Consider the following 12,707-nt stretch of genomic DNA (forward strand, 5'->3'; position numbering starts at 1 on the left):
GCCGCGGGAGGTCTCGATGGTCGTCCGGCGGACGCCGGGGGGCAGGTTCAGGAACCGGGGCGTGCTCACAGGGGACCACCATACTCAATGAGGCCCGGCGGGAATCGGTGAAAAAGTTTCGGTGGTAGCGTCGGCAGCGTGCGTCCGAAGCCTGCCATCTCCGCGCATCGTCGCGACGAAGCGGGCCTGACCGGCCTGTCCGCGGCGGTCGAGTCCGGGGCCGAGTACGTGGAGATCGACATCCGCAGGACCGGGGACGGGCGGCTCGTCGTCCACCATGACCCGGACCTCGCCGGGCTGCCGCTGAAACGGCTCACCTACGACCGGATCCAGGAGCTGTCGCCGCGGCCCGTCCCGCTGGTCAGCGAGGCCATGGAGATCATCGGCGGCCGGGCGCAGGGCCACCTCGACCTCAAGGAACGCGGCTGCGAGCACGAGACGGTGGCGCTCGCGATCGAGGCGTTCGGGCGGGACGGTTTCGTCGTCACCACCCGCGAGGTCCTCTCGCTCGTGCAGATCAAGCGGACGTTCCCGGGCGTGCGGACGGCCCTGTCGGTGGGACGCAACCTGTGGGAGCGCGGCGTCGCGCACGACTTCGCGCCGCTGCGCCTGATCCGCAAGGCGGGCGCCGACATGGTCGCCGTCAACTACCGGCTGGCCCGCGTCGGCGTGCTGCGCCAATGCGGACGAGCCGGGATCCCCGCGATGGTGTGGACGGTCAACGCCGAACCGGTGATGCAGCGGTTCCTCGGGGACCCGCGCGTCGCCGTCCTCGTCACCGACCATCCCGACGTCGCCCTGAAACTGCGCTCCGCGCAGCCCTGAGACACGCCAGCCCTTACATACACGCAGTCCTTGGACACACGCAGCCCTGAGCCACCGCGACGCAACCGCGAGACCGGGCGGGGGCCTCGCGGTTGGTGCAGGGACGGGACCTAGGCGCTCTGCGACGCCTCGGTCGTGTCGGTCGCCGGCTTGCCGGCGCGGGTGCGGCGGCGGTTCCGGCTGCGCTTGCGCTCGGTGGCGACCGCGTCGACGACGTTGTCGTCCGCGGCGGTCTCCCGCTTCGGGGACGATCCCCCGGCCACCCCGGTGGTCTCGGCCTCCGTCGCGGTGGCCTCGACCGGCTTGCCGGCGCGCGTGCGGTTCCGGCTGCGCTTGCGGCGGCGGGGCCGCGGGCGCTCCCGGTCATGGTCACGATCGCGGTCACGGCCGCGGTCGTTGCTGCGGGTCTTGCCCGTCTCGCCGATGTCCTCCAGCTCCTCGGCGTCCAGCCCCGCGCGGTCGTGCTGCTTGTCCTTCGGCAGCCGGCCCTTCGTGCCCTCGGGGATGCCGAGCACCGCGAAGTAGTGCGGGGACGTGGAGTAGGTCTCCTCCGGGACGGCGAACGGCAGGTCGAGCGTGCCGTTGATCAGCTTCCACCGGGTGAGGTCGGACCAGTCGACGAACGTGACGGCGACGCCCTTCTTACCCGCGCGTGCGGTCCGGCCGATGCGGTGCACGTAGGTGTCGGCGCTGTCGGGGCACTCGTAGTTGATGACGTGGGTGACGTCGTCGACGTCGAGGCCGCGGGCGGCGACATCGGTGGCGACCAGCACGCCGATCTTGCCGTTGCGGAACGCGCGCAGCGCCCGCTCGCGCTGGCTCTGGCCGAGGTCGCCGTGCACGGCGGCGGCGTCGAAGCCCCGCTGCACCAGGTCGGCGGCGACCCGGTCGCAGGCCCGCTTGGTCTGGCAGAAGATCATGGTCAGCCCACGGCCTTCGGCCTGCAGCAGGCGGGCCACCATCTCCGGCTTGTCCATCTGGTGGGCCTGGAAGACGTGCTGGACGACCTGCGGCGTCGCGTCCGACTCGGTGTGCGACTCGGCCCGCACGTTGGTAGGACGGGTCAGGTAGCGGCGCGACAGCGCGACGATCTCGCCCGGCATGGTGGCCGAGAACATCATCGTCTGCCGCTGCTCCGGGATCCGCTCGATGATCCGCTCGATGTCCGGCAGGAAACCGAGGTCGAGCATCCGGTCGGCCTCGTCCAGCACCAGGATCCCGACCTCGGAGAGGTCGAGGTGCTTCTGCTTGACGAGGTCGAGGAGCCGGCCCGGGGTGCCGACGACGACGTCGACGCCCTCGCGGAGAGCGTCGATCTGCGGCTCGTACGCGCGTCCGCCGTAGACGGACAGGACGCGGGTGCCGAGCTTGCCGCCGGCGATGAGGAGGTCGTCGGTGACCTGGAGGGCCAGTTCGCGCGTCGGCGCCACGACGAGCGCCTGTGGTTTGCGGGCGCCGTGCTCGATGCGCTGAAGGACCGCCGCGCCGAACGCGAGGGTCTTGCCGGTGCCCGTACGGGCCTGTCCGATGATGTCGTGCCCGCCCAGCGCGATCGGCAGGGCGAGTTCCTGGATGGGGAACGCTTTCACGATGCCCTCTGCTTCAAGGGCGTCTGCTATCTCGGGGACGACCCCGAGTTCACGAAAGGTAGTCAGGGCTTTCAGCCTCCAATATGCGGGGTCTCCGCTCCCGGGTGCGGCGCGGCTCGCCGGAGGGCGTCGCCCTGTGGGCGCACCCGCCGATCGTTTCCTTGGCCGCGCGCTCGCGCGGGAGGGACCAGCCGTTGCTCAAAATCCGTCGGCGACCGCAGTCAGGGGTTGAAAGCAGTCACTCGCTGTGGCTGCGTGCGGTCACACTCCGCGACGCAGTGTACCGACCGTTGATTGCATACACCAATAGCCGATCACTGGACTCAACGTTTCCATGCTTTCGTTCTATTCCATCCCCTGCCCGCCAGGGCCGTCGGCCGCCCGCGCGTCGTGGGGGACGGCCCGTCGAACCGCCTGCCAGAACGGCCACATCCGGACACGGGGCGATGGGGCCCGGGCACGGGGGAAGCCCCCGCTTGCAGGTAGCGGGGGCTTCCGGCCGGGTGGGGGTCATGCGTCAGAAGGTGCTGCGGCGGCGGGGGCGCCAGCCTCGGCCCCTGCGGCCGTCGCCGCGGGCGTTCAGGGTGGTGAGCCCCGCCACACCGAGCGCGGCGATCACCACCGCGAACACGACGGCGACGAGGGTGCCCGCACCGAGCGCGTCCGCGATGACGCCGCCGACGATCGCGCCGGCGATCCCGACGAGGATCGTCAGCAGGACGCCGATCGGGTTGCGTCCGGGGACGAGCAGCCGTGCCAGGGCTCCGATGACGGCACCGACGACGATGAACCAGAGGATCGTCGTGAGCATGTCGATCATCCATTCCTATTCCGTGGGCCGGTGGCCCGTGGTCGGAGATCGATATGCCCGCTGTGCCGGAATGAAACAAAGGGGAGGTCAAGACCTGGTGGAACGCGGCAGGGTGGAACGCGGCAGGGTGGAACGCGGCGAGCCGTCGCGATCAGGCGTGCTAAGAGCCGAATCCCACGTTGCGCTGCTCGTCCTCGGAGATCTCCAGGTAGCCGACCCGTTCGGCCGGCACCACGACCCGCCCGGCGCGGCGGTCCTGGAGCACGAACACTCCGCGCGGCTCGGACAGCGCGTCCGCCAGCGCCTCCTGGACCTCGTCCGCCGACTGCCCGGTGTCGACCACGAGTTCCTTGGGAACGTTCTGCACACCGATACGAACCTGCACGCGAGGCTCCCGTCGTCCATCACGTCCCGCCGACCACCGGCGGGCTCTTCCCCGATGGTCGCACGGAGATCGCCGGATGCGTCGTCACCGGCGTTTTGCCGAGGGTGAAACGACCGCGCCGGCACCCCGCCCGGGGCCGTCCGGGGCCGTGGTTCAGGTCGACTCGGTGTTGAGGGGGAAGCCGGAGATGCCGCGCCAGGCCAGCCGCGCGATGATCTTCTCGGCGGTGTCCTTCGGGATGGCCCGGTGCTGCGACAGCCAGTAGCGGGCGCTGACCTCCGCCATGCCGACCAGCCCCATGCCGAGCAGGTACGCCTCGTCGGTGGGGGCGCTGGTGTCCTCGGCGATCACCTGGGCGATCATCTCGGCGCACTGCTGGTTGGCGCGGTCCACCCGCGCCCGCACCGGTGCGACGTTGCGCAGATCGGATTCGAAGACGAGGCGGTACGCCTCGCCGTCGCCGGCCACGAAGTCGTAGAAGGCCTGCATGCTCGCCTGGACGCGCATCTTGTTGTCCGTCGTGGACTCGAGCGCGTCGCGGACGATCTTCACCAGGGCTTCGGCATGCTCGTCCAGCAGGGCCAGGTACAGCTCCAGCTTGCCCGGGAAATGCTGGTAGAGCACGGGTTTGCTGACGCCTGCGCGCTCGGCGATCTCGTCCATCGCCGCCGCGTGGTACCCCTGCGCGACGAACACCTCTTGGGCCGCGCCGAGCAGCTGCCTGCGGCGCGCCAGTCGCGGCAGCCTCGTGCCGCGGGGGCGTGCGTCCGGGGTCGCGGTCACCACACTCTCCGATCAACGATCGATGCGGGCGGACGGGGGTCTCCGCCGCGCGGGAACAATCCCATCATCCTACGCGCGAGTAACTCCGCCGGTCACGGCCGAAGCGCGCCGGCGTTCCTTCACGCAGGTCAGTGTATTTCCGGTGAAGACCCCCGGTGTCCCGTCCCGGGAGCGTCACCGGTAGTCGTCCTCGTCGAGCGGGACCTCGTAGCGCTGCTCGACCACGTCCGCCTCGTTGACGTCGTCCGGCACCTGCGCGTCCCACTCCCGGGGCCGTTCGCCCTCGTCGACCCCCTCGTCGCGCCCCTCGCCGAGCCCATCGTCGAGCAGCGCCCGCTGCTCGGCCGCGTCGGCCTCGTTCGCCTCGCCGGCGGGGCCGGGTGCGGACGGTTCCAGGTCGTCGGTCTCGCTCATCACAGGTCCTCCTCGGACAGACAGGGCCGCGTCACAGGCTCGCGGCCAGTTCCCGGAGCGGCGCCTCGACGGACTCTCCGTAGGTCGGGAACGCGTGGACGACGTCCGTGAGCAGGCTCAGCGGCGTCTCCGCGCGGATGGCCAGCGTGATCTCGCTCATCCACTCCTCGGCGTAGAGTCCGGCGGCGGCGGCGCCGATCAGCAGCCCGCGGGACCGGTCGGCGTACAGTTCCACCCGGCCGCGCTCGTCCGCTTCGACCGCCGCCCGTGCCGTCGCGGCGAGGTCGTACCCGGCCGTGTGGAGGTCTATGCCGAGTTCGGCGGCCTGCATGGGCGAGATGCCCACCGAGTAGACGGTGGGCGTGGTGTAGACGACGCGGGGAATCGCGCGGTAGTCGGTCTCGTGGCGCCGCCCGAGGAGGTTGGACAGCGCCACCCGCGCCTGGTACCGCGCGGCGTGCGTGGTGCGGGCGACGCCGGTGACGTCCCCGGCCGCCCAGACACCGCCCGCCCAGCCGCCGCCCGCTCTGCCCTCGTCCGCCCTGCCTTCGTTCGCCCTGCCTTCGTTCGCCCTGCCTTCGTTCGCCCTGCCTTCGTTCGCTCTGCCGTCGCTCGCACCGCACGGCACCTGGCACGTCTCGTCCACCGGTATCCCGTGCCCCGGGGAGATGGCGACGCCGAGGTTCTCCAGCCCGAGCCCCTCCACCCGGGGGCGGCGGCCCGCGGCGACGAGGATGCGGTCGGCGTCGAGCGTCCCGCCGTCCGACAGCCACAGCCGCAGCCCGGTGTCCTTGCGCCCGACGTGGCTGAGGCCGGCCCCGAGCCGCAGGTCGACGCCCATCCGGCGCAGCGCGTCGGCGAGCACCTCCCCGGCGAACGGAGCCTCGGCGGTCAGCAGCCGCCCGGACGCCTCGATCACCGACACCTGCGACCCGAACGCCGCGTACACCTGCGCCATCTCGCAGCCGACCGGGCCGCCGCCGAGGATCACCAGGCGGCGCGGCAGGTCGGGCACCGCCAGCGCCTCGTCGCTGGTCCACAACTGGACGTCGGCGAGCCCGTCGACGGCCGGGATCACCGGCTCGCTGCCGGTGCAGACGACGAGGTCGTCGAAGCCGTGCCCGACCCCGTCCACCTCGATCCGGCCCGGTCCGGTGACGTGGCCGCGGCCGCGCAGGACGGTCACGCCGGCCTCGGCCATCCGCGCGACCGCCGGGTCGTCGCCGCGGTGCCCGGCCAGCCCGTCGCGCCGGGCGAGCGCCATCTCCCAGGTCTCGCCGCGCCGCGCCGACAGCAGCAGCGACTTGGACGGAACGCACGCGAAGTACGGCGATTCCCCGCCGACCAGGCGTTTCTCGATGAGTGCGACGTCGCGTCCCGCGCGGGCGAGACCGGACGCCACCAGCTCTCCCGCCGTTCCCCCGCCCAGCACCACGGCGTCGTAATGGTGGTTCTGCGCCAACTGCTCTTCCTTCCCCCGCCCGTGATGTCCCCACGACCCATGGTGACGGAATCCGGCGCCGGAGAGTGCCGATTCGAACACATAGGGCATGCGAAAAGTCGGAGATGGGACGTCAGGGCAGCGGCCGGCGGTCCGTCAGCAGCGGTTCGAGCAGGTCGCCGTGCTTGTCGGCGCGGGAGAGCGCGTCACCCGGGGAGAACACCAGATCGGCGGCGTCCTGGCAGGAATCCAGCTCGTCCCAGGTGATCGGGGTGGAGACGGACGGGCGGCTCGCGGCGCGCAGCGAGTACGGGGCGACGGTCGTCTTCGCGGGGTTGTTCTGGCTCCAGTCGACGAAGATCTTGCCCTTGCGCAGCCGCTTCTCCATCTTCGCCACGACGAGCCGGGGATGCTCCTCCGCGAGCCGTTGCGCGGCGGACTTGGCGTACTCCGACGTCCGCTCGGCGTCCTTGGGCTCCTTGACCGGGACGTACAGGTGCAGGCCCTTCTTCCCGCTCGTCTTGGGGTAGGAGTCCAGGCCGTCCTCGGCGAGCACGTCCCGGAGCAGTTTCGCGACCTCGCACGCCTCCACGATCGTGGCGGGCGCTCCGGGGTCCAGGTCGAAGACGACCAGATCAGGTGTATGGACCTTGCCGCGTGGCCCGACCTTCCACTGCGGGACGTGCAGTTCCAGCGCGGCGAGGTTGGCGCACCACACGAGCGTGGGCAGGTCGTCCACGACGACGAAGTCGAGTGTGTCTCGTCCTGTGGAGCTGCCGGGCGTGGGGATCGTCGCCGTCCGCACCCAGTCCGGCGTGTGGGACGGCGCGTTCTTCTCGAAGAACTTGTTGCCGTCCACCCCGTCCGGCCACCGGATACGGGTGGCGGCCCGGTCCTTGAGGTGCGGGAGCATCACCGGGGCGATGCGCGCGTAGTAGTCGATGACCTCGCCCTTGGTGAACTCCGGGTAGAGGTTCTTGTCGAGGTTGGACAGCGACAGTTGCTGCCCTTCGACCTCCACGGACGTCCTCTTACTGGCCACAGGCCCTCCAGGGCTTACTGCTCACTGGTGACCTCCAGGGGGTCTTTGTCGTCACGGAGGCCGCGCCAGGAAGGAAAGCGTAAGCGGCCGTCCCTGGTGCGGGCGCTGTAGGCGACCTCCCCGACGAGTTGTGGCTCAACCCATTGAGCGTCACGGGCGAACTCACGCGGAACGGGTTCGTCGTAGGGGCTGGTGGGGCGTCGCAGCGGCCACAGCGTCTCGTACAGCTCGTCCAGGGCGCGGTCGGTGAAGCCGGTGCCGACGTGCCCGACGAAGCCGAGCAGGCCCTTGACGTCGTACTCGCCCAGCAGCAGCGAGCCCACGCCGCCTTCACGCCGCCCCTTGCCGGGCTTCCAGCCGCAGACGATGACCTCGCGCGTCATGAAGTTCTTGACCTTGCGCCAGAAGTCGACGCGGCGGCCTGGACGGTACGGGGAGTCGAGTCGCTTGGCCAGCAGCCCCTCAAGGTGCTGCTCCCTGGTGAAGTCGAGTAACTCGTTCACCTGTGTGGTGTCACCGCCGTGCAGGTACGGGGGTACCTCCACGGGACCGGTTCCGGCCAGGTCCAATTCGTCCAGGAGCGTGCGCCGGTCTGCGTACGGCATGTCGTACAGGACGTGCCCGTCTAGGAAAAGGATGTCGAACACCACGTACCGGACGGGCACCTCACGGATCAGCCTGGGATCGGGTTCGGTCACGTGCATGCGTCGCTGGAGGCGTTCGAAGCTGGGCCGCCCCTCCTCGAAGGCGACGACCTCGCCGTCCATGACGACGTCGTGATGGGGGAGGAGGTCGGCCAGCGCGAACAACTCCGGGTACCGGCTCGTGACGTCGGTGCCGCGCCGCCCGGTGGCCCGGGCACCGTCGGCGGAGACGTGCGCCAGGACGCGGACGCCGTCCCACTTCAGCTCAAGCCCCCACTGCTCGCCGTCGGGGGGAAGGTTCCCGGTGGTGGCCATCATCGGCTCAACGGGCCACGGCATGGTCATACCGCCGTCTTACCCGGTCCCGCCCCACAGCAAAGGATCAAGAGTCCGTTCTGGCGCAAATCGAACGAGGTTGCGACGCTAAGGGGCAGGAAACGTGCTGGTTCGGGACTTGGTGGGTAGGGACAGGTCATGCGCAGTATCTGGAAGGGCGCCATCTCGTTCGGGCTGGTGACGATACCTGTGAAGCTGTATTCGGCGACCGAGCAGAGGGACGTCCGCTTCCACCAGGTGCACCGCGAGGACGGTGGGCGCATCAAGTACAAGCGGACGTGCACCGTGGACGGTGAGGAGATCCCGTACTCCGACATCGCCAAGGGCTACGAGCTGCCGAGCGGCGACATGGTCATCCTCACGGACGAGGACTTCGCCGAACTGCCACTGACGTCCAGCCGCCGGATCGACGTACTGCAGTTCGTGGAGGCGGCGGAGGTCGACCCGATCTACTTCGCGAAGTCGTACTACCTGGAGCCCGACGCGCAGGGCGCCAAGCCGTACGTGCTGCTGCGGGACGCGCTGGAGAACTCGGGCCAGGTCGCCATCGTCAAGATCGCGATCCGGCAGCGGGAGTCGCTGGCGACGCTGCGGGTCCGGCAGGGCGTGTTCGTGCTGGAGACGATGCTGTGGCCGGACGAGGTCCGAACGCCCGACTTCCCGTTCCTGGACGAGGACATCGAGGTCCGCAAGCAGGAACTGTCGATGGCCACGTCGCTGATCGAGTCGATGGAGGGCGAGTTCGACCCGTCGGAGTACAAGGACGCCTACCGGGAGGCACTCCAGGCGGTCATCGACGCGAAGGTCGAGGGCCGGGAGGTGGCGCGGCCCGCCGAGGAGGCCGAGGAGGAGCCCGCCGCCGACCTGCTCAGCGCGCTGCGCGCGAGTGTCGAGGCGGCCAAGAAGAGCCGCGGCGACAAGGACGGCAAGGCCGGGTCCGGCAAGGACGACGCCGAGAAGAAGCCCGCCTCGCGCAAGACGTCGTCGAAGTCGGGCCAGAAGAAGGAACCGGCCCAGAAGAAGGAATCGACCAGGAGCCGCACCCGCAAGTCGGCCTGACCGGCCCGCCCGCCGCCCGGCCGGCGGACGACGGGCGGACGGCGGGCGGACGCGTCATCGTCGTTGAAGCGTCATGGTCGTTGAAGCGTCGTCGTCAGAACGGGACGTCGGTGCAGGTGAGCCGTGCGCCCGCGTCCCCGGTCTTGGGATCGGTCGGCTCGGCGTGGACGATGACCGACCCAGCCGACCCCTTGGCGACCTTCCACGGCACGACCGCGCGGGAGCGGCCCTTGCCGTCCTCTCCGATCTTGACGTCGAGCCAGATCTCCTTCTCGCGGAGCGGTGTGCCCGGCTTGGCGTCCGGGTTCTCGTAGTGCGGCCCGGCGTCCTCGGGCTTCGGCCCGCACTTCTTCGCGTGGACGTGGGTACCGAACGTCTTGCCGGCGGCCTCCTTGGGGAACCCCGACACGCGAAGCTTGACGACGGTCTTGTCCTTCTCGCGGGCGACGGCGACCTTCGTCTCGGTCTTCTCGTACTTGTCGTCGTAGACCTTGGTCGGGCCCTTTGCGGCGATCTTGTGCGGATCGGGGCAGGCCAGGGCCGGTGCGGCCAGGAGCGGTACCAGCGCTGCGCTGGCCGCCACCGTGACGGCGGCCCGGATGGACGATCGCATGATCTTCCTCTCCTTGTTGATCTGCGGGTGACCGCATCGATCATGCACACGGAGAGCGACGTTCTGCCTACGCGACCCGTCTGCGTCGGGTCAAAAACCGGTCGGCTGCGGCTTTGGGAAAGCCGGCCGTCAGCCGGAGGTCAGAGGTCGCGGTGGGCGGCCAGGACGCGGGCGAGCGCGGTGGCGGCCGCGGACGGGTCCGCGCAGGGGGCGATCCGCTCGCCCCAGCCGTAGAAGTACGACCAGCCGTCGTCCGACCGCTCCCGGGCGGCGATGACGTTCTCGTTCAGCGCCCGCATCGCCGGGTTGGCGACGAGGGCGGACGGCCGGCGGTCGGCGTGGGCGGCGACCTCGACGGTCCAGCCGCGGGAGCGGAGTTCGTCGGTGAGCCGCTCCAGGTGCCCGAGCGCCGTCTCGGCGTCGCTGATCACCTGCGTGGACATGGTGCCTCCAAAGGAACAACCCGTGAATGCCCGGGGGGCGTCCGGGGCGTGCCGTCGCGTGGGCGTGTCACTCGGAGGTGCCGCCAGTGGAACGACGCTGTGCCACCGGTCGAATGGAATTCAGTCTTGCGGCGGGTGAGTGAGATCACAAGCGGTTTGCGCTCATTGGGCATCAGCCCACGGTTTCCGGCTCGGATCGCCGCACCGGGGCGGGGGTGTCGTGCTCGCGGATCCCGTACCGGCCGTAGAGCCTGCCGAGGGGTCCGGGCGCCCACCAGTTGGCGCGTCCCATCAGGCGCATCATGGCGGGCACCAGCAGCGCCCGGACGACGGTCGCGTCCAGCAGGATCGCGAAGGCCATGCCGATGCCCACCATCTTGATGGACGTGACGCCGGACGTGGCGAACGCGCCGATCACGATGATGAACAGCAGCGCGGCGCTGGTGATGATGGCGCCGGTGCGCTGGACGCCCGTGGCGACGGCCGTGACGTTCGAGCCGGTCGCGTCGTACTCCTCGCGGACCCGCGACAGCAGGAACACCTCGTAGTCCATCGAGATCCCGAACAGCAGGGCGAGCATCAGGATCGGCATCGCGGGCGCGATCGAGCCGATCGCGGTGAAGCCGAGCAGCCCCGACAGGTGGCCGTCCTGGAAGATCAGCACCATCACCCCGAAGGTGGCCGACAGCGACAGCATGTTCATCACGATGGCCTTCAGCGGCAGGATCACCGAGCCGAACGCCAGGAACAGCAGCACGAACGTGGCGGCGCCGACGAGCAGCGCGAGCCACGGCAGCGTGCCGCCGAGACTGTCCAGCTCGTCGACGATCCCGGCGGTGGGGCCGCCGACGTGGACCTGCGCACCGGCCGGCGGCGGAACGTCCCGGACCCGCTGGACGAGGTCTCTGGCGGTCTCCGAGTACGGATCGGCGTCGTAGCGCAGCGAGATCCGCGACGTGGTGCCCTCGGAGCCGGTCACGGCGGCGCCGGCGGTGCCGGGAAGCGCGGCGAGGCGGTCCCCGTACGCGCCGATCGCGGCCTGGTCGGGCGTCCCGGTGACGACCGCGTTGATCGGGCTCGTGACGTTGCGGGCGAACCGCGTCTCCAGCGCTTCGGCGACGGCCCTGGGGTCGGAGCCGTCCGGCAGCGACTTCGCGTCGATGCCGCCCCAGTTGATGCCCAGGAACGGGGCCCCGAGCGCGACGAGCAGCGCGGTCGTCGCCACCGCGTAGATCACCGGGCGGCGCATCACGCTGCGGGCGACCCGTCCCCACCAGGCCCCGGAGCGGTCCCTGGACGGTTTCCGCCGCCTGACCGGCAGCGCGTTCACCTTCGGGCCGAGGGCGGCGAGCAGTGCGGGCAGTACGGTCAGCGCCCCGGCCATGCACACGAGGACGGTCGCGATGCCGCCGTAGCCCATGGAGACCAGGAAGTTCTGGTCGAACAGCAGCAGCCCGGACAGCGACACCGCGACCGTGATCCCGGAGACGGCGACCGTGCGACCGGCCGTGGCCATCGTCGCGGCCAGGGCGTCCTCGACCGAGCGGCCGTCGCGCCGCAGTTCCTCCCGGAACCGGCTGACCATGAACAGCCCGTAGTCGATCGCGAGTCCGAAGCCGAGGAAGGAGGAGATGTTCACCGCGAAGATCGACACATCGGTCGCGTGGGTCAGCGCGTGCAGCGCGGTGAACGAGCCGAGGATCGCGATGCCGCCGATCAGCAGCGGGAGGCTCGCCGCCACCAGACCGCCGAAGATCAGCACCAGCAGGATCAGCAGCAGCGGGACGGCGATGGCTTCGGCGCGCGGGATGTCCGAGGCGACGCGGTCGTCGATGGCGGCCGACGTGCCGACCGTCCCGCCGACCTTGGCGGTGAGCCCGCCTCCCACCTCGGTCAGGGCGTCCTCGATCGCCCGGTAGGAGTCCTCCCTGTCGCCGTCGTCGGCCCCGGTGAGTTCCAGGACGGCGTAGGTGGCCGTCCGGTCTTCGCTGACGAACTCGGTGGCCTCGGTCGTCCAGTACGTTCTGGCCGAGGCGACCCTGTCCGGCGGAAGTCCGGCCAGCGCCCGCTCGACCGCGGCGCGGTACGCCGGATCGTCGACGGTCGTGCCGCCCTGGTAGAGGATCACCACGTCGGCCGCGTCCCGGCCGAGGTCGCGTTCGGCGATCTGCGCGGCCTTCGCGCTCTCGCTGCCCGGCGTGTCGAAGCCGCCGGCCGAGGTCAGCGCCCCGAAGACGCCCGTGCCCCAGACGGCGGCGAACGCGAGCAGCATGCCCGCGACGGCGAGGGTCCACCGGCGCCGCCGGTGGACCCACCGCCCCC

At 70.6% G+C, this 12,707-nt stretch carries 13 protein-coding genes; 2 read left to right on the top strand and 11 right to left on the bottom strand.

Going from position 1 to position 12,707, the window contains the following annotated elements:
* The first annotated feature begins 138 nt into the window (after positions 1–138).
* On the top strand, positions 139–825 hold the full coding sequence (locus E1285_RS37725; RefSeq protein WP_132159389.1) for a glycerophosphodiester phosphodiesterase: 687 nt from the start codon (positions 139–141) through the stop codon (positions 823–825).
* Between the two features lie 110 nt (positions 826–935).
* Here E1285_RS37725 and E1285_RS37730 read toward each other — a convergent pair whose 3' ends face one another.
* The 8 genes from E1285_RS37730 to ligD (E1285_RS37770) all read right to left on the bottom strand — a co-directional run bounded on the left by E1285_RS37730 (position 936) and on the right by ligD (E1285_RS37770) (position 8,279).
* Entirely contained in the window at positions 936–2,414 is a 1,479-nt protein-coding gene (locus E1285_RS37730) for a DEAD/DEAH box helicase (protein ID WP_132159390.1), read from the bottom strand.
* 517 nt (positions 2,415–2,931) lie between these two features.
* Positions 2,932–3,225 (bottom strand): GlsB/YeaQ/YmgE family stress response membrane protein, encoded by a 294-nt coding sequence (locus E1285_RS37740; RefSeq protein WP_132159392.1) that lies wholly within the window; start codon positions 3,223–3,225, stop codon positions 2,932–2,934.
* Between the two features lie 160 nt (positions 3,226–3,385).
* Positions 3,386–3,610 carry a DUF3107 domain-containing protein gene (locus E1285_RS37745; RefSeq protein ID WP_132159393.1) on the bottom strand — a complete coding sequence of 75 codons (225 nt, stop codon included), beginning with the start codon at positions 3,608–3,610 and terminating at the stop codon, positions 3,386–3,388.
* Positions 3,611–3,763: 153 nt separating this feature from the next.
* Positions 3,764–4,393 (bottom strand): TetR/AcrR family transcriptional regulator, encoded by a 630-nt coding sequence (locus tag E1285_RS37750; protein ID WP_132159394.1) that lies wholly within the window; start codon positions 4,391–4,393, stop codon positions 3,764–3,766.
* A gap of 174 nt (positions 4,394–4,567) precedes the next feature.
* The gene (locus E1285_RS37755) at positions 4,568–4,807 is read right to left on the bottom strand and encodes a hypothetical protein (RefSeq protein WP_132159395.1); all 240 of its coding nucleotides are present in this window, start codon (positions 4,805–4,807) and stop codon (positions 4,568–4,570) included.
* 31 nt (positions 4,808–4,838) lie between these two features.
* Complete coding sequence (locus E1285_RS37760) at positions 4,839–6,269, bottom strand: NAD(P)/FAD-dependent oxidoreductase (protein WP_243723327.1); 1,431 nt, start codon at positions 6,267–6,269, stop codon at positions 4,839–4,841.
* Between the two features lie 112 nt (positions 6,270–6,381).
* The gene (gene ligD, locus E1285_RS37765; protein ID WP_243723328.1) at positions 6,382–7,290 is read right to left on the bottom strand and encodes a non-homologous end-joining DNA ligase; all 909 of its coding nucleotides are present in this window, start codon (positions 7,288–7,290) and stop codon (positions 6,382–6,384) included.
* Positions 7,291–7,304: 14 nt separating this feature from the next.
* The gene (gene ligD / locus E1285_RS37770) at positions 7,305–8,279 is read right to left on the bottom strand and encodes a non-homologous end-joining DNA ligase (RefSeq protein ID WP_132159397.1); all 975 of its coding nucleotides are present in this window, start codon (positions 8,277–8,279) and stop codon (positions 7,305–7,307) included.
* A gap of 129 nt (positions 8,280–8,408) precedes the next feature.
* On the opposite strand from ligD (E1285_RS37770), the gene E1285_RS37775 reads away from it, so the two are divergent.
* Positions 8,409–9,329 carry a Ku protein gene (locus E1285_RS37775; protein ID WP_132159398.1) on the top strand — a complete coding sequence of 307 codons (921 nt, stop codon included), beginning with the start codon at positions 8,409–8,411 and terminating at the stop codon, positions 9,327–9,329.
* Positions 9,330–9,423: 94 nt separating this feature from the next.
* Here the strand turns inward: E1285_RS37775 and E1285_RS37780 are convergent, their stop codons facing one another.
* The 3 genes from E1285_RS37780 to E1285_RS37790 all read right to left on the bottom strand — a co-directional run.
* A complete protein-coding gene (locus tag E1285_RS37780; protein WP_132159399.1) occupies positions 9,424–9,942 on the bottom strand; it encodes a superoxide dismutase family protein in 519 nt (172 codons plus the stop codon).
* A 140-nt stretch (positions 9,943–10,082) separates the two neighbouring features.
* Positions 10,083–10,385 (bottom strand): hypothetical protein, encoded by a 303-nt coding sequence (locus E1285_RS37785; RefSeq protein WP_132159400.1) that lies wholly within the window; start codon positions 10,383–10,385, stop codon positions 10,083–10,085.
* Positions 10,386–10,557: 172 nt separating this feature from the next.
* A partial coding sequence (locus E1285_RS37790; protein WP_207947114.1) for an MMPL family transporter occupies positions 10,558–12,707 on the bottom strand: 2,150 nt, incomplete at its 5' end.

Origin of the sequence: Actinomadura sp. 7K507, assembly GCF_004348425.1 — a bacterium.
In the GTDB taxonomy this organism is placed as follows: domain Bacteria; phylum Actinomycetota; class Actinomycetes; order Streptosporangiales; family Streptosporangiaceae; genus Spirillospora.